This is a genomic window from Ferrovibrio sp. GW821-FHT12B10 (genome assembly GCF_058807515.1).
Genome location: NZ_JBXAQT010000001.1, coordinates 1,688,778 through 1,709,205, shown reverse-complemented (window position 1 = coordinate 1,709,205; position 20,428 = coordinate 1,688,778). Strand labels below are relative to the sequence as shown.

Annotated in this window: 28 protein-coding genes; 14 read left to right on the top strand and 14 right to left on the bottom strand. The window is 64.2% G+C overall.

What is annotated here, in order from left to right:
- Positions 1–40 precede the first annotated feature (40 nt).
- The gene (locus AC1RRT_RS08655) at positions 41–199 is read right to left on the bottom strand and encodes a hypothetical protein (protein ID WP_493013383.1); all 159 of its coding nucleotides are present in this window, start codon (positions 197–199) and stop codon (positions 41–43) included.
- The gene (locus tag AC1RRT_RS08650; protein ID WP_493013382.1) at positions 199–852 is read right to left on the bottom strand and encodes a ferritin-like domain-containing protein; all 654 of its coding nucleotides are present in this window, start codon (positions 850–852) and stop codon (positions 199–201) included. Before AC1RRT_RS08650 ends, AC1RRT_RS08655 begins: the two co-directional genes overlap by 1 nt.
- 126 nt (positions 853–978) lie before the next feature.
- Here AC1RRT_RS08650 and AC1RRT_RS08645 point away from each other — a divergent pair, with 126 nt between their 5' ends.
- A complete protein-coding gene (locus AC1RRT_RS08645; RefSeq protein WP_493013381.1) occupies positions 979–1,134 on the top strand; it encodes a hypothetical protein in 156 nt (51 codons plus the stop codon).
- A 50-nt stretch (positions 1,135–1,184) separates the two neighbouring features.
- The gene (locus AC1RRT_RS08640; protein ID WP_493013380.1) at positions 1,185–2,210 is read left to right on the top strand and encodes an LLM class flavin-dependent oxidoreductase; all 1,026 of its coding nucleotides are present in this window, start codon (positions 1,185–1,187) and stop codon (positions 2,208–2,210) included.
- A 103-nt stretch (positions 2,211–2,313) separates the two neighbouring features.
- On the opposite strand, the gene AC1RRT_RS08635 is transcribed toward AC1RRT_RS08640, so the two are convergent.
- From AC1RRT_RS08635 to AC1RRT_RS08610, 6 genes are all read right to left on the bottom strand, one after another.
- On the bottom strand, positions 2,314–2,538 hold the full coding sequence (locus AC1RRT_RS08635; protein ID WP_493013379.1) for a hypothetical protein: 225 nt from the start codon (positions 2,536–2,538) through the stop codon (positions 2,314–2,316).
- Between the two features lie 51 nt (positions 2,539–2,589).
- Entirely contained in the window at positions 2,590–3,738 is a 1,149-nt protein-coding gene (locus AC1RRT_RS08630; protein ID WP_493013378.1) for a DNA topoisomerase IB, read from the bottom strand.
- Between the two features lie 3 nt (positions 3,739–3,741).
- Positions 3,742–4,173: a low affinity iron permease family protein gene (locus AC1RRT_RS08625; RefSeq protein ID WP_493013377.1), complete on the bottom strand. Its 432-nt coding sequence runs from the start codon at positions 4,171–4,173 to the stop codon at positions 3,742–3,744.
- Positions 4,174–4,245: 72 nt separating this feature from the next.
- Complete coding sequence (locus AC1RRT_RS08620; RefSeq protein WP_493015155.1) at positions 4,246–6,102, bottom strand: AsmA family protein; 1,857 nt, start codon at positions 6,100–6,102, stop codon at positions 4,246–4,248.
- Positions 6,102–7,358 carry an FAD-dependent oxidoreductase gene (locus AC1RRT_RS08615; protein ID WP_493013376.1) on the bottom strand — a complete coding sequence of 419 codons (1,257 nt, stop codon included), beginning with the start codon at positions 7,356–7,358 and terminating at the stop codon, positions 6,102–6,104. The genes AC1RRT_RS08620 and AC1RRT_RS08615 overlap by 1 nt, the downstream gene beginning before the upstream one ends.
- A 77-nt stretch (positions 7,359–7,435) precedes the next feature.
- On the bottom strand, positions 7,436–7,798 hold the full coding sequence (locus AC1RRT_RS08610; protein WP_493013375.1) for a DUF1428 domain-containing protein: 363 nt from the start codon (positions 7,796–7,798) through the stop codon (positions 7,436–7,438).
- A 62-nt stretch (positions 7,799–7,860) separates the two neighbouring features.
- Between AC1RRT_RS08610 and AC1RRT_RS08605 the strand changes: the two genes are divergently transcribed.
- From AC1RRT_RS08605 to AC1RRT_RS08555, 11 genes are all read left to right on the top strand, one after another.
- Positions 7,861–8,370, top strand: coding sequence for a MarR family winged helix-turn-helix transcriptional regulator (locus AC1RRT_RS08605; protein WP_493013374.1), 510 nt, complete (start codon positions 7,861–7,863; stop codon positions 8,368–8,370).
- A gap of 13 nt (positions 8,371–8,383) precedes the next feature.
- A complete protein-coding gene (locus tag AC1RRT_RS08600; protein ID WP_493013373.1) occupies positions 8,384–8,794 on the top strand; it encodes a VOC family protein in 411 nt (136 codons plus the stop codon).
- A 335-nt stretch (positions 8,795–9,129) separates the two neighbouring features.
- Entirely contained in the window at positions 9,130–10,113 is a 984-nt protein-coding gene (locus tag AC1RRT_RS08595) for a helix-turn-helix domain-containing protein (RefSeq protein WP_493013372.1), read from the top strand.
- 178 nt (positions 10,114–10,291) lie between these two features.
- The gene (locus AC1RRT_RS08590) at positions 10,292–10,801 is read left to right on the top strand and encodes a DUF2589 domain-containing protein (protein WP_493013371.1); all 510 of its coding nucleotides are present in this window, start codon (positions 10,292–10,294) and stop codon (positions 10,799–10,801) included.
- 24 nt (positions 10,802–10,825) lie between these two features.
- Positions 10,826–11,464 (top strand): DUF2589 domain-containing protein, encoded by a 639-nt coding sequence (locus tag AC1RRT_RS08585; RefSeq protein WP_493013370.1) that lies wholly within the window; start codon positions 10,826–10,828, stop codon positions 11,462–11,464.
- 49 nt (positions 11,465–11,513) lie between these two features.
- Complete coding sequence (locus tag AC1RRT_RS08580) at positions 11,514–11,786, top strand: hypothetical protein (RefSeq protein WP_493013369.1); 273 nt, start codon at positions 11,514–11,516, stop codon at positions 11,784–11,786.
- Positions 11,783–12,124 carry a hypothetical protein gene (locus tag AC1RRT_RS08575; protein ID WP_493013368.1) on the top strand — a complete coding sequence of 114 codons (342 nt, stop codon included), beginning with the start codon at positions 11,783–11,785 and terminating at the stop codon, positions 12,122–12,124. Before AC1RRT_RS08580 ends, AC1RRT_RS08575 begins: the two co-directional genes overlap by 4 nt.
- 40 nt (positions 12,125–12,164) lie before the next feature.
- On the top strand, positions 12,165–12,335 hold the full coding sequence (locus tag AC1RRT_RS08570; RefSeq protein ID WP_493013367.1) for a hypothetical protein: 171 nt from the start codon (positions 12,165–12,167) through the stop codon (positions 12,333–12,335).
- Between the two features lie 37 nt (positions 12,336–12,372).
- Complete coding sequence (locus AC1RRT_RS08565; protein WP_493013366.1) at positions 12,373–12,774, top strand: hypothetical protein; 402 nt, start codon at positions 12,373–12,375, stop codon at positions 12,772–12,774.
- Between the two features lie 123 nt (positions 12,775–12,897).
- Complete coding sequence (locus AC1RRT_RS08560; RefSeq protein ID WP_493013365.1) at positions 12,898–13,686, top strand: glycoside hydrolase family 19 protein; 789 nt, start codon at positions 12,898–12,900, stop codon at positions 13,684–13,686.
- 72 nt (positions 13,687–13,758) lie between these two features.
- Positions 13,759–14,415, top strand: coding sequence for a hypothetical protein (locus AC1RRT_RS08555; RefSeq protein ID WP_493013364.1), 657 nt, complete (start codon positions 13,759–13,761; stop codon positions 14,413–14,415).
- A 74-nt stretch (positions 14,416–14,489) separates the two neighbouring features.
- Here AC1RRT_RS08555 and AC1RRT_RS08550 read toward each other — a convergent pair whose 3' ends face one another.
- The 6 genes from AC1RRT_RS08550 to AC1RRT_RS08525 form a co-directional block, all read right to left on the bottom strand.
- Positions 14,490–15,131 carry a hypothetical protein gene (locus tag AC1RRT_RS08550; RefSeq protein WP_493013363.1) on the bottom strand — a complete coding sequence of 214 codons (642 nt, stop codon included), beginning with the start codon at positions 15,129–15,131 and terminating at the stop codon, positions 14,490–14,492.
- Between the two features lie 11 nt (positions 15,132–15,142).
- The gene (gene aroQ, locus AC1RRT_RS08545) at positions 15,143–15,613 is read right to left on the bottom strand and encodes a type II 3-dehydroquinate dehydratase (protein WP_493013362.1); all 471 of its coding nucleotides are present in this window, start codon (positions 15,611–15,613) and stop codon (positions 15,143–15,145) included.
- Positions 15,614–15,627: 14 nt separating this feature from the next.
- A complete protein-coding gene (locus AC1RRT_RS08540) occupies positions 15,628–16,929 on the bottom strand; it encodes a TRAP transporter large permease (RefSeq protein ID WP_493013361.1) in 1,302 nt (433 codons plus the stop codon).
- On the bottom strand, positions 16,926–17,444 hold the full coding sequence (locus AC1RRT_RS08535) for a TRAP transporter small permease (protein WP_493013359.1): 519 nt from the start codon (positions 17,442–17,444) through the stop codon (positions 16,926–16,928). Before AC1RRT_RS08535 ends, AC1RRT_RS08540 begins: the two co-directional genes overlap by 4 nt.
- A gap of 70 nt (positions 17,445–17,514) precedes the next feature.
- Positions 17,515–18,516 carry a TRAP transporter substrate-binding protein DctP gene (dctP, locus tag AC1RRT_RS08530; protein ID WP_493013358.1) on the bottom strand — a complete coding sequence of 334 codons (1,002 nt, stop codon included), beginning with the start codon at positions 18,514–18,516 and terminating at the stop codon, positions 17,515–17,517.
- Positions 18,517–18,583: 67 nt separating this feature from the next.
- Positions 18,584–19,507: a shikimate dehydrogenase gene (locus AC1RRT_RS08525; RefSeq protein WP_493013357.1), complete on the bottom strand. Its 924-nt coding sequence runs from the start codon at positions 19,505–19,507 to the stop codon at positions 18,584–18,586.
- Positions 19,508–19,710: 203 nt separating this feature from the next.
- Here AC1RRT_RS08525 and AC1RRT_RS08520 point away from each other — a divergent pair, with 203 nt between their 5' ends.
- Positions 19,711–20,421, top strand: a complete 711-nt coding sequence (locus AC1RRT_RS08520; protein ID WP_493013356.1) for a TetR family transcriptional regulator — start codon at positions 19,711–19,713, stop codon at positions 20,419–20,421.
- Positions 20,422–20,428 lie beyond the last annotated feature (7 nt).

Here is a 20,428-nt window from a genome sequence, read left to right as displayed (position 1 = left end):
GGAATATGAAAACGCCCGCTTTTTACGGCGGGCGTTTTCTCTAGAGCTTTTCCGGAATGGGCGGATTGAGGGGCGGCAGCCGCTCCGGCGGTTCTTCCGGCTCGCGCAACGGCGGCGGCTCCTTCAAGGGCGGCGGGATGCCAGGCTCCATCGGCGGATCGACGGGAACCTGCTGCCCCTGCAGCATGCCGCTCGTCATCACCAGCGCTTGTAATGCCTGCCGGCGACGGCGGCGGCAAACAAGGCCCCGGCCACGACGGCAATGCCGGTCACCAGCATCGGTCGCTGTTTCGCCGCCGCGATCACGCCATTCACCGTGGTGGCGAGACCATGCCGTAGATCATCCGGCGCGCTGCCGGCCAGACTGGCGTAATAGTCGCGGGCGCGCTTGGCCGAGCGATGCTGGCCCTGCAACATGCGACGCAGATCGTAGGACAAATCCATCACCAGCACCTCGTCATAGGTTTCCTCGAACGCGCTTTCGCCACGCGCCACTTCCTCCAGGATCGCCTTGCGGTCGTTGCGCGACAGCATGGATTTGGCGCCGACGAACAGCCTGTGCAGTGCACCGAGCGACGAACTGCCGCTGGGTGGTTCCTTGCCCAGTCCGCGCAAGGCGTTATCGATATCCGCCGCCATGGCGCGACGCTCCTCGGCCATCTGCTCGAATTCATAGGCCAAGTCGTCGTCGCAGGTCTGTTCCGCTGCCTTGCGGTAGCCTTCATGGGAATCGTGACAGCGCTGACTCAGCAACGTGATCAGGTCAACCACGCGTTTGTCGGCTGGCGTCAGCGGGCCGAGATTGCCGCCGCGCGCCTCATGGCGGGATTCAATGGACCGTACCTCTGCCATCGAGGCCTCCTTTCCGTTTTCCGTTGTGGGTAGATGAAGGTAAACCCGGGCGCAGGCCCGCTGTTCCCCGGAACTGAGGGGTTTCTGCAGGGTTCGAGTCCCTACAACTGCAGGGAGGGCATGGACATGAACCTCACCGAAGCCCGGGACAAGCAGGTGATCGAGGGCGACGTGTTGCCGCCTGAAACAGCCGAAGAATCCCGCCAGACCACCGGTCTGTGGGTCTATATCGGGATGGCCTTCGTCATCGCCGCTATCTTGGTGGCGCTGTTCAGCGTCTAGGTCGTTTTTGGCGGCTTGCCGGCCATGCCGGGCTGCGCTAGATGCGGTGCATGCCCGATCTCAAGCTGTCCGTCCTCGACCAATCCACCGTTTCCGTCGGCAAGACTGAAGATGCCGCCATCCGCGATACCGTCGCGCTGGCGCAGCATTGCGAGGCGCTGGGCTACAGCCGCTTCTGGGTCTCCGAACATCATAATCATGCCAGTATCGTCGGCACGGCACCTGAAGTGCTGCTGGCCGCGCTGGCCATGCGCACCGAGCGTATCCGCCTGGGGTCTGCCGGTGTGATGCTGCCGCATTATTCCGCGCTGCATGTGGCCGAGCAGTTCCGCATTCTCGATGCGCTGGCGCCTGGTCGCATTGATCTGGGTGTCGGCCGCGCCCCGGGTTCGGATGGCCGCACGGCTTACGCGCTCAATCCCCATAGCGATGGCGGCGACGGCTTCCCCGCCCAGGTGCGCGACCTGCTGCACTGGATGCACGGGCTGGAGCTGCCCGAAGGTCACAGCTTCCGCAGTGTGGCCGCCCATCCGATGACCGAGGCCACGGCGCCCGAGATGTGGATGCTGGGCTCGTCGGATTACGGTGCGCAGCTCGCCGCGCATTTTGGCTTGCCGTATTCATTTGCGCATTTCATCACCGACGGGCGCGGCGCCGACCAGGCGTTGAAGCTCTATCGCCGCAATTTCAAGCCGTCTGCCTTTGGGCAGTCGCCGCGCGCCAATCTCTGTATCTGGGCGCTCGCCGCCGACACGGAAGACGAGGCGCGGCATCTGTTCCGCACCCGCGCGCGCTGGCGGCTCGACCGCAACCAGGGCAAGCTCGGTCCTTTGCTGGCACCCGACGACGTGCCGGCCTTCACGCCGGCCGAAGAGACCGAAGTCGCGGCGCTGTGGCAGCGCAGTTTCGCCGGCGCGGCCAGTCAGGTGGCGCAGAAGCTGCGTCTCTATGCTGCGCAGATGCAGCTGGATGAAGTGGTGATCCTGACCTGGACCCACAGCCAGGATGTGAAGCGGCGTTCCTATGAGCTGCTGGCGCAGGAATTCGGTCTGGCGGAAAAAGCCGCCGCGGCTTAAGCCAAAAAGGAACGGCCGCCCTGAAGGCGGCCCAGTCTGCCGCATAAAAGAAACGGCCGCCCTGAAGGCGGCCGTTGGCAGGTCTTCCACGGAGAAACTTGAATCAGCGGCCGCGCATAGCCAATGTGAAGGCGACGCGGGCTTCGCGCATCGCGGTGGCGCGGGTCGCGCGCTCGACAGCATCGGACTGCAGGCGCTTGGCGCGGATATAGGCAACGTCATAGTCGCCTTCGGCATTGTCATACATCGACACGATATAATCGTCGTTCTCGACGATCTTGGCGGCGGCGTCGACAGTCCAGTCGAGAACGTGAATCTGGGTCTGCATGGGGCACTCCTTTTTTATCCGGCGACCTGAATGACGTTTCAGGCCTACGGCCTATGACGCGGAAGTCTGGGGTGCTGAAGGATATAGTCGTCCGTTGGATAAACGCTGTGATCGCGGTGTAGTTCCGCTGCGATTATTTTTGGTGCGTTTTTCAGTTTTGCGCGGTTTACCACAAATGTGACGCAGCACCGCCCATTCTTCCGGTCGCAGGCCGGCAGCATCGGCCGGCGTGATCGCGGGAATGGCGATGCGGTGACGACCGCTCAGGTAGCGCTCGATCACCACTGGATGGATGTAGCATTTGCGGCAGATCGCCACCGTGTTGCCGAGCTTGGCGCTCACCTGCGTCAGCGCCGCGCGCAGGTTGCGGTTGGCGACGCGCTGGCTGGAGGGCGCGGGAAAGGCCTGCAGGGTCAGCGCCGCCAGCACGGTGCCCGCCCAGGTGCGGAAGTCCTTGGCCGTGATCTCGCTGCCCTGGCTGATCTGGCGCAGGTAATCGTTCACATCGGCCGAACTGACGCTGGCCACGCCGCCGTCATCATCGCGATAGAGGAACAGCTCCTGCCCCGGCAACTCCTGGCAGGCGCGAATGACTTTCAGCACGCGACGGTCATGCAGCTGCAGGTCCCAGCTCTTGCCGCTCTTGCCCATGAAGCGGAAGCGCAACACGCCGCGCTCGATCTTTACGTGTTTGCGGTTCAGCGTGGTCAGGCCATGGCTGCCGTTCTGGGCCGCGTAATTGGCATTGCCGATGCGGATCAGCGTGGTTTCCAGCAGGTGCACGATGGTGGCCAGCACCTTGTCGCGCGGCAGGCCGGGCAGCGCCATGTCGGCGGCGACGCGGGCGCGGATGCCGGGCAGCAGTTTGGCAAATGCCGGCAGCGCCTCGTATTTGCCGGTCTCGCGTAAAGAGCGGAAATCCGGGTGGTAGATATACTGCTTGCGGCCGCGCGCATCGCGCCCCGTCGCCTGGATATGGCCGGTGTCGCGCGGGCAGATCCACACCTGCGTCCAGGTGGGTGGAATCACCAGCGACCGGATCCGCTGCAACGTGATGGCGCAGCGCAGGCTTTCGCCCCCGGGTGTGCGATAGGCAAAGCCCTTGCCAACGCGACGGCGCGCGATGCCGGGCATGGCGTCGCTGACATAGCGCAGGCCGGCCTCGGCGGCGGCATCCTGGGGCGTGAGCGGCGACAGCATGCGTCACTCCCCGCCCGCAGCGATCGGCTTGGTCTTGCGCGCGCGTTCAGCCAGCTTTTCATAGGCGCTGCGGAATTTCTCCAGCTCGTCCTCGGTCAGCTCCTCCAGGTCGAGCAGCGAATTATGCGCTTTTGCATTGGCCCGGATCAGCTCGTCCAGCTTGACCTGCATGGCGGCGGAATCACGGTTCTGCGTGTTCTGGATCAGGAAGACCATCAGGAAGGTGATGATGGTGGTGCCGGTGTTGACGGTGAGCTGCCAGACGTCGGAGAAGCCCAGCATCGGCCCGAGCGCTGCCCAGACTGCGATGCTCAGCACCGCGATGGCGAAGACCCAGGGTGTTCCGGTGATATGGGCGGCGCGGCTGGCGAAGCGGGTGAACCACTGGCCAGCGCTGCCTTTGCCGGGCTGGCGTTTCCTGGATGTGTCGGCCATGCAAACCTCCGGCGAGCAGAGGGTCAGGAAACGCCGCCGCTCCGGCGCAGTTCCGGATGGCTGATTTTCGCCTTATTTCCAGCAGGGATTGCTGTGCGCCAGCTTGGCCGCCTCGCCCTGCAGGGTTGGAACTGGCAATTCGGGAAGCCGTGCGGTGCGCAGCGGCGTGGCGCTCAGCCCTTCACCGTTCAGCGGGCCATGCAGGCGGATCGGGATGTCGAGCGCGAAGGCGCCGGTGGTTTTCGGGTCGGACTGGATCAGCAGGTCGATCTGCGGGTCGACCAAGTTGAAGCCGCCGGCGCCGCGCACCGTGCCGCCGGCGCTGCGCAAAACGAGCGGCGACAAACGCCCCTTGCCGTCCTTCACATCACTCACCGCCAGCAGGCAGACCAGACGGCTGGCCTCATCCTTCTGGCGGAACAGCGTGCGCAGGTCGGCCGCGGCCAGTTCGACCAGGCCGCGTGCGATGCGGCCCTCCTGCATGGCGATCACGCTCTGGCCCTGCGCGGTGCGCACTGCCTGCCCCAACGTCGCGCCCTGCATGGTCAGCGTGCTACGCAGATCGAGCGTGCCGGCCAACTGTCCCGCCGGCAGGCCCAGCATCGGCAACAGGCGGTCGGCATTGGCATGATCGATCTTCACGTTCATCGCCAGCTTGCCGACATCTTTCTCGACGGCCGTCATGGTGCCGCGCAGCTCGATATCGCCCTCGGCGAGCTTCGCCGCCAGGCGTTCGATGCGGATATCGCCGGGCACCATCGTGGCGGCCATGGTCAGCTCTTCCGCCTGCCAGGGCGCATAGATAAACCGCTGCGCGCTCACCTGCAGATCGACCTCGGCCGTATCGCGCGCCGCCGGCGGCTGCAGTTTCACGCCGCGCCAGCCGGCCGCCTGTTTTGCGGCCTTGGGATCGGCGGGGAACAGCGCCGCCAGATCGAGTTTGGCGAAATCCAGCACCACGCGAATCTGGTCACTGCGGCCGCGCGGGCCTTCCTGCAGGGTCAGGCTGCCCTCGAAGGCATTGCCGGCCAGATCGCCGTTAAGGCCGTCGAAATGCCACAGATCGCCGTTGCGGGTGAAGGCACCGGCCATGCGCAGCGGCACACGCTCCAGTCCGATGGCGCTTTTGAAGATGCTGAGCAGCGCATCCAGCCGCGGTGCATTCAGCGCCAGCCGGCCCTGCACGCCCTCGAAATCCAGTGGCTCGGCCATCAGGCCCTTGAAGTCGATGCGCGCCGCCGGTGTGACGATGTTGAAGCCGACATCGAAGGGCGTGTCGCCATCGCGCAGCGTGTTGAACGAGGCTGTCGTGGCGCTCAGTTGTGCATCCGTGTCGTTATAGCCGCCGTCCAATGTCAACGTGACCGGCGCGTCCTCGGTCTGCGCCTGGATGCGCAGATCGTCCAGCGGGATCGAGATCCACTGGCCCGAGGAGGCGCGATACCGCACCATGCCCTGCGTGGCGCTCATGTCGAGCAGGCTGGGGAACTGCGTGCGGTTCTTTGGCACCAGTGCCAGACCGCCGTCCGGGTGGCTGCCGCTGTTGTCGCCGCCGAAGCTCCAGTTGCCGCGGCCTTTCGCATCGCGCTCCAGCACCACGATGGGCCTGTCGACGTGCAGGCGGCGATAGACCACGCGGCCGTCGAACAGCGCCTTGCGGTCGATCTCGGCATCCAGGCCGGCGATGGTGATCATATCGGGGGCATCAAGGCCGGGCGCATTGCCGAGTTTGAAGTCGCGCATGCTCACGCGCAGCGGATCGCCCCAGCCGATCTGCAGCGCGGCGATGCTGACCGGCCGCTGCAGCAGCCGGCTGGCCAGCGTCTCAGCGGCGGCGCGCGGCCATACCCCGATGATGGCGGCGGCCAGAAACAGCAGCAGCACCGCAAGGGCAAAGCCGACGAGGGCAATCTTCAGCCAAAAACGCATCACTGGTGAACGTCGGGGCTTTCCACATGTTCCCGGCGCGGCCCGAGTGCGATGAATCGCGGCAGCAGGCCGCGTAAGCCGGGCAGCCGGGTGACCAGCTTGAGGAACCAGGGCGCGCGCAACGGCCCGGTCTGTGACAGCACGCGCTCGAACAGGAAGGCCTGGGCGCGGACCTGGAAGCCCTGGATCGTCTTGGTCGGCTTGTCGCGGCGCGCCTGCACCTGTTCTAGCAGGCGATCGGAAACAGTGCCTTTCTTCAGGGCCGCATGCAGGATATTGGCGGCGGCCACCGCATCCTGGATGGCGAGGTTGATGCCGACGCCGCCGACCGGCGACATCGCATGGGCGGCATCGCCGATGCAAAGCAGACCCGGCGCATGCCAGCGATGCAGGCGGTTGACCTGCACCGACAGCAGCTTGAGGTCATCCCAGCTTTTCAGGGCATCCTGCAGGCGCGCGGCGGCAAAGGGCACAAGGCGCGCCAGCTCGGCATGCAGGGCCGGCAGGCCGCGCGACTTCAGGCTCTCCAGGCTATCCTTCGGAATCACATAGGCACATTGCCAGTAATCGCCGCGATCGATCATCGCCAGCAACTGGCCGCGATCGAGACGACCGATCAGTTCATGCGGATCATCCGTGCCGCGCGGCAGACGGAACCACAGCGCATCGATGGGCGAGCCGAGATCGATCACCGGCAGGCCGCTCTGGTGCCGCAATTCGGAATCGCGGCCGTCGCAGGCCACCACCAGCGCGGCGTGAATCTCTTCGTAACCCTGCGGCGTCTTCACGCGCAGGCCGCTGACGCGCCCATGCTCACGCAGCAGCGCGTTGGCCTTGGCTTCCATGCGCAGGGTGAATTCCGGATAGCGGCTCGCCTGCGTCTTCAGGAAGTCGAGGAAATCCCATTGCGGCATGAAAGCGACGTATTTGCACGGCGTCGGCAGATATTTGAATTCCGCCAGCGTGAGGCTGTCGGCGCCGAAGCTGCCACTCAAGGTGTAGGCTTTCTGATGCGGCACTTGCAGGAAGGCGTCGAGCAGCCCGAGCTCGCGCAGCACTTCCAGGGTTGAGGTGTGGATAGTGTCGCCGCGGAAGTCGCGGAAGAAATCCTTGTGCTTCTCTAATACTGTGACCGTGATGCCGGCTCTGGCCAGCAGCAGGCCCAGCATCATCCCGGCCGGCCCGCCACCGGCGATCACGCAGGTGGTGCGGCTGGTGGGCAAGGGGCTGGCGGACTCGGACGGGACGGCCGACATACCGGCAGTCTAGCCGGGCAACCATGGTGGAAATATGGCGGTTGCCCGGCTTTTTGTGCCGGTTCAGCTGTGTTGGTTCAGGCGCTGACCATCGTGGTGAAGCCGCCATAGGCCATGCGCTTCATGTCAAAGGGCGCCTTCTTCGGGTCCGGGCACATCGCCTGCATGCGCGGATCCTTCATGATCTTGGCGTTCACCGCGTCGCGCTGCTTGCGCGACTTGTAGACGATATAGGCGAAGATCACGGTTTCGCCGGCCTTGGCCTTGGCCAGCTTGGGCATGGGAAGACCCATCATGACCTTGTCATCTTCCAGCACGCATTCGCGATATTCCAGCGCGCCGAATTCGCGCCAGACCTTGCTCGCCTTGGTGGCCATCTTCTTGTACTCGGCCAGCTTCTTCTTAGGCACCACCAGCACGAAACCATCCACGTAGCTCATGAGTTGCTCCCTTGCGTTTCCATCCGTCTTGACGAATAAGTTGATATCAACATAATACGGGCATGTCAAAAGCGGCTACCGCCAAACGTGTGCCTCATCACAGGTCCCCGCAGAGGACCGGCGCGCGGCAGCCGAAATCCGGCCTGCCGTTCGAGGCCACCGTCATGGTGCGCGACAGTTGCCTCTGCCTGCATGTGCAGCGCGCCGCGCGTAGTCTGGCGCGGCGCTTCGACGACGCTTTGCGGCCGCTTGAGATCACGCATGGGCAGTTCTCGCTGCTGATGTCGCTCAACCGTCCTGAACCCCCGACGATGGCGCAGGTTTCATCACTGCTGGCGATGGACCGCACCACGCTGACCGCCAATCTCAAGCCGCTGGAGCGGCGCGGCTTGCTGGCTATCGATGTGGACGAGGCCGACCGGCGTAGCCGGCGGCTATCGCTGACGCGGGCTGGGCGCAAGATCCTGGTGACGGCCTTGCCGATCTGGAAGCGGACCCACAAGGCGATCGACCGCCTGGTCACTGCCACCGGGCCCGATGATCTGCGCGCCGATCTGCGCGCGCTGTCGTGAAAGGAGCAGCGTCATGCAGTTCAGCCCTTATCTGAATTTTGACGGCCGGTGCGAAGAGGCGTTCCGTTTCTACGCGTCCTGTTTCAATGCCAAGATCGGCGACAAGATGACGTTCGGCACGGCGCCGGGCTGCGAAGGCATGCCGCCGGAGTTCAAGGACAAGATCGTCCATATGAACATGCAGGTCGGCAATATCATGCTGATGGGCAGCGATGCGCCGCCGGGCATGTACGAACCGACCAAGGGCATGTCGGTCGCCATCGCCGTCGACAGCACGGCCGAGGCCGAGCGCGTTTTCAACGCACTGGTCGATGGCGGCACCGTCATCATGGCGCTGCAGGAAACCTTCTGGTCGCCGCGGTTCGGCATGCTGACCGACCGGTTCGGCATTCCCTGGATGGTCAACACCGTCCTGCCGGCATGATGCGCTAGGTCTCGGGCGGTCCTTCCCATGCTTTGAACGGCCCCGGCGTAAGCCGGGGCCGTTTGCATGACGGCCTCTGTTTTGGTCGGTCTGCCGCCAAATAAAGACATCCTAGAGCATTAGTTCCAACTCATTAATGCATCCTTGAATATATGTAATCCAGAAAGGCTATCGGGTTTTGGCATTTTCCTCCCGCTATAAGGGAGAAAATATGGGTGGTGTTCCCGGCAGGGGAAAATGAGGGAGGTAGCGCGGAGGGGCAGCCACGCGCACCGGTGGTCCAGTTCACCACCGCGGGGATGCCGCGCCCGGATTGCTTCCGGGCTTGGCAGCAGATGGTCGCCGCCCTGTTCGACGTGCGGCCTTTGCGGCACCGGCCCGTGGGAGGCTTCACGGCGGCGCTGACCGCCTATCACTTCGGCGGCTTCCTGCTCTGCCACAGCCGCAGCGACGCGGCGCGCTACACCCGTTCGGTGCAGAAGGGCCGGTTCGACGATCTCGATCACTACCTGATCCACATGCCGCTGCAGCAGAGCGGTATCCTAGGCACCCGTAGTGGTGCCGGCGCAGCGCAGCGCCGCCTGCGCCCGATGGATGTCGGCATCTTCGACATGGCGCAGCCGGCCAGCATGATCGCGGGCGCCGGCGAAGCGATCAGCCTGGTGCTGCCGCGCGCGGCGCTGGCGGCGCGGCTTAAACATCCCAATCACCAGCATGGCCGCGTATTGGGCCGCGACACGCCGATGGGCAGCATACTCGGCCGTCATATCAGTGGCCTCTACATGGAAGCGTCGCGCTTCGGCCTGCATGAAGCCTCCGTGCTGGCGGATGCCGCGATCAATCTGATCGCCATCACGCTCGGCTTCGATCTTGGCACCGCGATGCCGCCGGCGGCCGGCGCGAAGGAAAGTCTGGCGCAGCGCGTGCGCACCCATATCGAGCAGAACCTGCATCGTGAGAGCCTCACGCCCGAGACCATCGTGAAGGACCTGCTGATCTCGCGCAGCCAGCTCTATCGCCAGTTCGAGCGCTATGGCGGCGTGCGGCACTATCTGCGTCGCCGCCGTCTGCGTCAGTGCCTGATCCTGATCTGCAATCCGACGCGTGCCGGTGAACGCATCGCCGATATCGCCTATGAGCAGGGCTTCAGCGACGAGGCGCATTTCAGCCGCGTCTTCCGCGAGGCCTATGGCATGTCGCCGCGCGAAGCACGGCAGGCGGCGCAGCGCGGCGATGGCGCAGTGCTGGCGGCGCTGATGCCGGCAGCGACGGGAACGGCGCCCTTCACGCAATGGATTCATGGCCTGATGGCAGGTTGAGTCAGCGGTTGTGCATACGCCGGTATCATTTTCATTTTGGGACGCCTGTCCAAGTTATCGGGACGCCGCTCCCAAGACGGCCGAGGGCGAATCGCTACACTCCCGACAAAGTTGAGCAGGCGCGATCACACAGTTGCAGCCGATCTGCAGCGGGAGCGCCAGGAAACGGGGGACGTGCGTGGCCAACCTATCGCTCCATCACCTGATCCAGAGCATCGCCGGCGCGGTGGCCGAAGCGCAGGACAAGATCCATCGCTACCAGATCACGGCCATCCGTCAGTATTTCGACACCGACAACCGCCCGGTCGGCGTCGATGTGCGTCTACCCTCGCTGGCGCATGACGCGCAGGAGGGCGACGAGCGGCTGGTGCGTGTGCCGCTGTTGTCGCTGGTCGGCCTGCGGCCGCTCGCCGTCAAGGACATGGAGATCAGCTTCGATGTCGGGCTCGGCGGACAGGAAGCGCCGGCCAAACCCAAAGACGCGCCGCAGGACGGCGCCGCTGAGTCCGCCGCCCCCGCAGGCGACGATGCCTGGCCGAGTGAGGCCCATACACCGCTGAGCGTCGACATGGGCGCTTCCAAGAATCGTGATGGCGGGCCGATGGCCCGCATCACCCTCCGGGTCGAGAGTCAGCCGCCATCCGAAGGCATGGCGCGTCTGATCCACCACCTCGACAAGTCCATCTAACCACCAACAGAGGGAGTGCGAGCTATGCCTAATTTCACTATGGCAGACCAGTTCCGTGGCCTGCCGATGGGCGATCTGATCGGCGGTCCGCTGACTGCGGCCTGCGACGCTCAGATCCGCCTGGCCAATGCCACGGCCAACTTCATCAAGGTGATCGGCTTCCTGCCGCCGCCGGCTCCTGCCCAGGGCGCCGTCGCCGACCCGAACGCCGTGGGTGACGTGCGTAACGTCACCTTCAAGTTCGACCGGCCCTCGCAGACCGTGCCGACGGAAAACGATCCGAACGGCAACCTCGTCTCCAAAATGGAGACGGTGGAATTGACCGTGCCGTTGCTGGCCGTCGTCAAGGTCCCGAACCTGTCGATCAACAAGGTCGATATCACCTTCGACATGGAGGTGAAGAACTCGGAGACCTCGAAGGACTCCCAGGACATGCAGGCGGCGATGTCGGCGGAAGCCAAGATCGGTTGGGGCCCGATCAGCGCCACCGTCAAGATCTCGGGTTCTGTCGCATCGCACAAGGAAAACACGCGCTCGACCGACCAGTCGGCGAAGTACCACGTCGAAGTGCATGCCACCGACGACGGCATGCCCGAAGGCCTGGCGCGCGTGCTCGACATGATCGCCACGTCGGTCGGCCCGAAGGCGATCACGCAGCACTAAACCGCTGACGAGACGCAGGTAAAGGCTTTTCCGGGGAGGTGCTTTCCAGATGTTCGATTTGACAGACGTCAAATACGTGAAGCGCATAGCGGTCGGCAGTACCGACCCGGAAAGGTTGTCGTCGGAAGACGAGATTCAGAAACAGGCCGATCTGCTCAACAAATGCCTGTCGCCCACGGGGCGCGGCCACATCATCGGCATCGAGAAGACGTTCAGCCTGCTCAATATCGGTGAGCACCAGGTGGTGCTGCAGGTGCAGATCTATCACATCGGGTTCGCGCGCAAGCCGTACTGGATCGAGGACGAGGAGAAAAAGGAATGACCGTCAAACGCCTGGAGGATTTCGCCCTCTCGATCGGTGCCGCCGTCGGCTTCGCACAGAAGGAAACGCGCAGCAGCAGCCGGGCCGAGGCGCGGGTGACATCGATGGATGTCGACCTCGCCGCCACGGTGGAGCGGCTGCGGCCGGGCGATGGCGACGGCGCGCTGGCGCTGCGCATCGGCCGGCCCAAGAAGAACCCGGACAATTTCATGCGGCTGTCGATCGGCGTGCGCGGCGAACGCGGCGAGGAGATCGAGGTGCGGCTGGATGGACAGCTGCTCAGCCGCTATGGCGCGGCCACCATGGGGGAGACCGCCACGCATGGCAAAAAGTCCTGACGACACACTGCTGCTGGTTCTTTCGCAAAAGGAGGCTTCCATGTTGCACAACATCACCAAGGCGCCCGAAGAGGGCGTGATGCTCACCAAGGGCCGGATCATCCAGATCGTCATCGCGGTGCTTCTGCTCACCGGCTGCGCGATCCTCGGCCTGGCCCATCCCGAACTCGCGCGCGCGCTGGTCGAATCCGTGATGCTGCTGGTGCTGTAGCCGCCCATTCCGACACCGACAAAGGAGAGAGAGCGCCATGACCAATTTCTCATTCCCTCTGCTGCTCGCCGGATTGCTGACAGCGGCGGCCCCCGCCAGCCCGGCGGAACCCGTCGGTGCGTACACCGGCACGATCGAAGACCGCGGTCCGGTACCCTTCACGCTGACCCTGGACAAGGAGCCGACCATCGGCCGGAAAGCCGGCACGATCCGTTTCCATAGTCCATGGACCTGCGGGCTCGATATTGAATATTCCGGTGAGTACCGGAACACGCAGGCCTATGCCTTCCTGGGCGCAGGCCTCGGCCGCTGCGTGACACTGGCCGGACGGCGCATGAATGTCCGCGAGGTCAGCGCCGGTTTCGAGCTTGAACTCGACAGCACTGAAGCATCGCTGAACAAGGCCGTGACGCTGAAGCCCAGCGGCAAGCCCAACTGAAAGCACCGGCGGCGGGCGGCTTTGCCGCCGCCGCTATCGATCCATTGCACAAGCCGAGTCATGGCACGGGCCTGCCCGCCGCCAGCGGGACCGGCTGTGCCTGCACCGCGAGGATACCTGATCATGTGCATCAAGAATTCCGTCGGCAATGGCGGCGTCAACACCGCAAACGATGTGAAGTCGCTGCAGCTGCTGATGAATATGAACCGCGACCGCTGCGGCCTGAAAACCGACCTTGCGGTCGACGGCGGCTGGGGGCCAGCCAGCCGCACAGCGCTCAGCACCTTCTGCACCGCCATCGGCGCGCGTTCCGATACGCCGGTCACCGCCGGTGACGAGATCCTGACCGAGCTGCGGCGCGGCCTGCCGCCCAGCCTGGTGAAGCAGAAGCTGTGGCTGATCATGATCAACGCGCTCGGCGGCCGCATCGACACCTATTTCGACGCCATCCTCGCCGCGCTCGACCGTCACCAGATCACCACGCCGCTGCGCATGGTGCATTTTCTGGCGCAGATCGCGCATGAGAGCGGCTGCCTCACCTATGCCCAGGAGATTGCCAGCGGCAATGCCTATGAAAACCGCGCCGATCTGGGCAACACCCAGCCGGGCGACGGGCCGCGCTTCAAGGGCCGCGGCCTGATCCAGCTCACCGGGCGTAACAACTACCGCGACTATGGCAGCGCCATCGGCCGTGACCTGGTGAATGGCGATCCCACGGTGGTCGCCACCGATCCGGGCTTGGCGGTCGATGTCGCCGGCTGGTTCTGGAGCAAGCACGAGCTGAACGATCTGGCCGACAAGGACGACCTGAACGGCATCACGCGCCGCATCAACGGCGGCCTGAACGGTCTGGCTGACCGCGCCGATTTCCTGACGCGCGGCAAATGGCTGCTGCTGGCGCAGACGCCGTGACATCGGAATCCGGAGCCGCAGGCTTCGGCTGAACGCCGGCAGGTCCGGCATCGCAACACGGGAGACGAAACCATGCCGTTCAACACTTATATCGATCCGGCCGATCGCGGCCGGCAGTCCGATCTCATCGCGCAGATCGACGTGCTCAACAACGACAAGGTCAACGCGCCGAAATATCGCGGCGGCTTCTGCTTCATGCTCAGCGTGAACTGGGCGATCCGCTGCACCCAGGCGCCGGACACCGCGCCCAATCTGGTCTGGCGTGCCATGCAGCGGGAAAACATCTACTACTTCCGGCAGATCGCGCAGCAGCAGATCGGGCTGATCGATCACTTCTGGTCCGGCGAGTGGTACGGCACGGCCAGCGACGTGGTCGAGCTCGGCTCGCGCAACGCCCGCCACGTGAAGAAGCTGGCGCCGACCGACGAGACCAAGGGCGACATCGCCGCCCTGGCCGCGTTGATCAAGGCCGGCCTGGTGACGTCGACCACCAAGCCCAAGCTGGTGCTGATCTTCTTCGTCTGCAACGGCGGGTCGCATTGCATCGCCGCCGCGCGGCCGGCGGGCGGCGGGCCGATCTATCTCTACGATCCCAATGCCGGCGTCGCCATCATTGACGAGGCCCAGGGCCATAACCTGGCCACGGTGCTGGGCAACATGAACACCGACTTCAACTACCAGATCGACACGGTCGCCCATGCCCGGGCGCAGGTCGTGCCGATCATCTGATCGCCTCCGCTGGGTGACTGGGCCGCGCGTTGGCTACCGGCTGGCGCGCGGCCATTTTTTCATGACCGCGCTAATCAATCACGCCCATCGAGCGCGAACATCAGGGCGTAAAGCGGCAGCTCGCCGACGACGGTGCCGTCCGGCAAAACAGACGGGAACCGGGACAGGGCCTGCCGGATCGCGGCCTGGTCCAGGCCCTCGACCAGCAGCAGGCGGTCGAAGGACTGGTCCTTGGGCCGTAGGTTTTTCTCGCTGGTCTGGATCGATGTCTTTTCCCGGTCGGTTTCCAGGAGATGGACGGCGGCGATGCGATCCTGCGCGATCAGGCCGGACAGGACGCTGTCGTCATCCAGGGTCTTTCCGATGGATGGCAGCGCGGCCAGGTAGCCGCCGCAGCCGATGCCTTCGGACCGCACGCGTCGGCCGCCGCCGCGCACGAAATTCTGCAGGATCGGCATGATGCGCTGTGACCACGGCGTCGGCGCATTCAGCCGGTCCAGATACGATTGCCCCGACAGGACGGCCGGCGTCCCCAGCTCGTAGATGATCAGGAAGCGGTTGACCTGGGTGCTTACGGCCCGGAACACCCGCACGGCAATGAAACCCTCGACGCCCATCCGTTCGGATGTGTGCTCGCGGGTGAGCCAGTGCAGGTAGTCGGTTTCCTGCGCCGCTTCGACATCGCTCCAGATCGCCAGGAAGCCATCGCCCTGCATGACGGCCCCGGCTACTGGAGCTGGAACTTGGCCGGCAGCCTGCCGAGAATCTGCAGGGTTGCCTGCAGGGCGACGATGTAGCCGTAAGGGCCAAGGCCACAGATCACCGCCTTGGCGGCGGCCGACAGCTTGGAATGCCGGTGCATTTCGTCGCGGGCATGAATGTTCGAGATATGCACCTCGATGATCGGACCCTCGAAGGTCTTCAGCGCATCGAAGAGCGCGACGGAGGTAAAGGAATAGCCGGCTGGGTTGAAGATGATGGCATCGGCGGTGTTCCGCGCCTCCTGGATGGCATCGACCAATACGCCTTCATGGTTTGACTGCCGGAAATCCACCGCTGCGCCGGCGGACCTGGCAAAGGCCTCGCAGCTCTGCCGGACCTCATCCAGTGTGGTCGTGCCATAGATATGCGGCTCGCGGATGCCCAGCATGTTGAGGTTGGGGCCATTGAGGATGAGGATCGGCTTGGGCTTGGCCATGGGATGTCCTTTGATCAGCCCTGATATCCCATCTGGCGCGGCAGCCAGAGGACGAGCTCGGGGAAGAAGGTGATCAGCGCCAGCGAGGCGATCATCGCCCAGAGGAAGGGCAGCGAGTCCTTCACGATGTCGCGGATCGGCACTTCGGCGATGCGCGTCATCACGAACAGCAGCAGCCCGTAGGGTGGCGTGATCAGGCCGAGCATTATGTTGACCACCACCATGACGCCGAAATGCACCATGTCGATCCCCAGCGCCTGGGCGGTCGGGATCAGCACCGGAATGACGACCAGCAGGATGGTCGTGCCTTCCAGCAGGCAGCCCAGCAGAAGCAGCAGGATGTTGACCAGGATCAGGAAGCCGATGGGCGACAGCTCCCAGCCCGCGAGCAGCAGTTTGATGCCCTCGGGGATATTCTCGACGGTGACGACATAGTTGAACACCAGCGCGCCGGCGATCAGCATGCCGATCGAGGCCGAGGTGCGCGCACTGGACAATACCGATCTGTAGAAGTCGCGCAGGCTGACACTGCGATACAACAGCACGGAAATGATCAGCGCATAGGCGGCGGCCACGGCGGCGGCCTCTGTCGGCGTGGTGATGCCGCTGTAGATGCCGCCCAGCAGAACCACCGGCATCATCAGGCTGGGGAAGGCCCGCCAGGTGATGCCCGGCAGTTCACGCAGCGGCGTCGGCGGCTCGACCGGGAAGTTCTCGCGCCGCGCGCCCCAGGCGACGATCAGCATCTGCGCCCCGGCCATCAGCAGGCCGGGAATCACGCCGCCGAGGAACAGGTAGCCGATCGATGCATCGGAGACCAGCGCATAGAGGATCATCGGAATCGAGGGCGGAATGATCGGGCCGATGACGGCGGTCACGGCGGTCAGCGCCGCCGCATAGCTGGCGCGGTACTTGCCGTTGGCGGTCATCATGTTCTGCATCATCTTGCCGGTGCCGGCCGCATCGGCGATGGCCGAGCCGGACATGCCGGCGAAGATGATGCTCTGCAGCACGTTCACCTGGGCCAGGCCGCCGCGGAAACGGCCGACGATGGCGTCGCAGAAACGCAGCAGGCGCTCGGTCATCGAACCGATATTCATCAGCTCGGCGGCCAGGATGAACAGCGGCACGGCCAGGATGATATAGTTGCTGTACATGCCGTTGAGCAGTTGCTCGGCGGCCGTGCCCATGTCGAGGCCGGCCATCAGCAGGTACAGGATCGAACCGGCGATCATGGCATGGCCGATTGGCAGGCCGAAGAAAGCCAGCGCCGTCATCACGACGATGGAGATGGAAAACGGGCTCGCGAAGTTCATACGCCGGATGCCACTTTTGTTGGATCGATGTCCTGTGGGGCGCCATGGCGCATGGCCTGCCAGAACAGCCAGAGATACCGGATCAGCACCGCCACCACGAAGATGATGTAGATGGAGAAGAGCCAGTCCATGCGGATTTTCAGATAGGCGGCTTTTTCCACCTTCATGAAGGTCACGTAGTCGACCGTGGCCGGGAAGGAAACGCCATAGAGGGCGATCAGCGATGCGGTCGCGACCAGCATCATGATGCGTCGCGCGCCCGGGCCGACCGCGCTGTAGATCAGGTCGAAGCGGATTTCCTCTTCCTCGCGGATCACGAAGGCGGCGCCGAAGAGCACCAGCCAGACCCACAGCACCACGCTGACCTCGTTGGTCCAGCCGATCGGCAGATTGAGCAGATAACGAAAGACGATCTGCAGGATGAAGACGGCGAACATCACCGTCATCATCGCCGCCAGGATATTCTCGCCGCGGCGGTAGAGCCATCCGCCCCAGAATGTGAAGGCCTGCTGCACGGATCCCCCGTTATGGCAGTTGTACGTGAAGGCTGTGGCGGGAGTCCTTGCGGGCTCCCGCCATCGGTCATCAGAGCGCGTTGATCTTCTCGACCATGCCCTTCGGCCAGTCCTTGGCCAGATCCGAGGCCAGGTATTTCTGCTGGGCGAACTTGCGGAACGCGGCCTGGTCAGGCTCGTAGATGTTCAGGCCCTTGCTCTTGAACAGGTCGAGCAGTTCCTTCTCGCGGGCCTGATGCTTCTTGGCCGAGAAGTCGATGGCGGAATCGGCCGCCGCCTGGAAGCGCTTCTGCTGATCGGCGGACATGCCCTTCCAGGTCTTGCTCGACACGGTGAGCAGGTCGAAGCCGACGAGATGCGAGGTCAGCACGATCTGCGACATCACCTCGTAGAACTTCATGTTCTCGACGTTGGGCAGCGGATTGTCCTGGCCGTCGATCGCGCCGGTCTGCAGGCCGGTATAGACCTCGGCATAGGCCATCGCGGTCGGGTTGGCGCCGATCGATTCACCCAGGAACTGCCAGGCCTCGCCCGGCGGCATGCGCAGCTTGATGCCGGCCATGTCGGCGGGGGTGTTGATCTTCTTGTTCGGCTTCAGGCCGACCTGGCGTGCACCGAAATAGGTCGGGCCGAGGATATGGATGCCAAGCTGGTCGTCGGCCAGCTTCTTCATTTCGGCGCCGGCCGGGCTGGCAAAGAATTTGGCAAGATGATCGGCATCGCGGAACAGATAGGCGGCGGTCAGGATCGACCAGGCCGGAATCTGCTTGGAAATGTCCTGCGGCGCGATGTTGCCCATTTCCAGGTTGCTGCGCTGGATCGCCACCAGCTCGGTGCCCTGCTTGAACAGGTTGCCGCCGTAATAGCCCTCGAACGTGAAGTCATTGGCGATGCCGTCGGCGAATTTCTTCATCATCTCGGCGCGGATATCCTGCTCCGAGAAGACAGCCGAGAAGCGCAGCTTCGGCTTGGCCTGCGCCAGGGCCGAAGAGGTCAAGGCCGGAAGGCCCATGGCTGCGGCGGCCAGGCCGGTGCCAGCCAGGAAGCGGCGACGTGTGGTATGCGTTTTCATTTTTATTTCCTCCCGATGGATGTTTTTACACCAAGATGCTTGATGGGTACGCGACTGCTTTCAATCCTTATGCGGCGGCCTCGAAATGCGTGGCCATGGATGCCATGTCGGACTTGCGTCCGGTGAACAGCTCGAAGGCGCGGACTGCCTGGCCGATCGCCATGCCGGTGCCGGCCAGCGTCCGGCAGCCCAGGGTACGCGCCACGCGCAGCAATTCCGTCTCTTCCGGGAAATAGATGATCTCGGCGACCCAGTGGCTGGGCCGCAGGCGTTCGGCCGGGAACGGCATGCCGGGGTATTTCGCCATGCCGACCGGCGTGGTGTTGACCACGCCATCAGCCCAGGCCAGCGTTTCCGCCACTTTATCGGTGGCGCGCACCCGCTCGCCCCAGTCCTTGCGCATCCGGTTGGCCAGGGCATGGGCGCGCGCATGATCGTTGTCGATGATATCGAGATACTCGACGCCGGCCTGCATCAGGGTGTGGGCCACCGCCGCGCCGGCGCCACCGGCGCCGAACTGCACCACTTGGCGCAACGGCACATTGGCCAGCCCGGTGCGGAAGCTCTCGGCAAAACCCCAGCTGTCGGTGTTATGCCCCGTGGTGCGGCCGTCAGTGCCATACACCACGGTGTTCACAGCGCCGATGGCGGCAGATTCGGGCGACAGCGTGCCGAGCAGCGGGATGATCTGCTGCTTGAACGGATGGGTGACGTTGAAGCCCTGGAAGCCCAGCGCCGCGCCGGCCGCCAGTATCTGCGGCAGGGCTTCGGCGGGCAGCCCCATATGGTCGAAATCGGCCAGTACATAGGCGCAGCGCAGGCCCAACCGCGCGGCCTCGCGCTCATGCATCATGGGCGTACGGGACTGCTGGATGCCGCGGCCGATCAGGCCGACCAGCAGCGGCGGCGTAGCCGTCGCCCCTGACATCGCCGGATGCGCCGCGACGACCGCGCGCAGCAGGTCCTCGCATGTGTCGTGCTTTGGATGCACGGTTCCTCCCGAAATCTCTTCGCCGCACAATGTACGAAACAGTTAGTATAGTCAAACACGCAGGCTTGGCGCGATCACCGGAGTCTGGAAAATCTGTTTGTTTCTGCTGCCTTAGGTATTTGCAACACGGCGATCCGAGGGCGTATGCTGCATCGGTCACCAGCCCGATCACGAACCAGGCGCCTGCGAGAAGCCCCGACGCGATGACAGTCTCCACCAAATCCGGCCCCGGCAGATCCGGCCGCACGAAATCCGCCAGCGCCCCATCCGCCCGCAAGACGGCCGGGGCGAAGGCGCGCAGCCCCGAGGCGACGCGGCAGGACATCATCGAGGTCGCGACGCGGGAATTTGCGCAGAACGGCCTGTCGGGCGCGCGCGTGGACGAGATCGCCGCCAAGACCGGCTCCAGCAAGCGGATGATCTATTACTATTTCGGCGACAAGAACGGCCTGTATCTGGCGGTGCTGGAAGACGCCTATCGCCGTGTGCGCACCACGGAGGCGCAGCTCGATCTCGAGCATCTGCGGCCCACGGATGCGCTGCGCAAGCTGGTCGAATTCACCTTCGATCATCACAATTCCCACGAGGCTTTCATCCGCCTGGTGATGATCGAGAATATCCATCACGGCGAATATCTCGGCCGCTCGAAGACCATTCAGGAACTGAATGTCTCGGCGATTGGCGAGCTGGAGCGCATCTACCAGCGCGGCCTGCAGGAGGGCGTGTTCCGCAAGGGGCTTAGCGCCATCGACCTGCACTGGGAGATCAGCGCGCTCTGCTTTTTCAATGTCTCGAACCGCGCGACTTTCTCGCAGATTTTCCGCGTCGACCTGGCCTCGAAAAAGGCGCTCGCCGCATTGCGCGGCCGCGTGGTCGACATGGTGCTGCGCAACGTCCTGAAATCCCCCGCCTGACCGAACC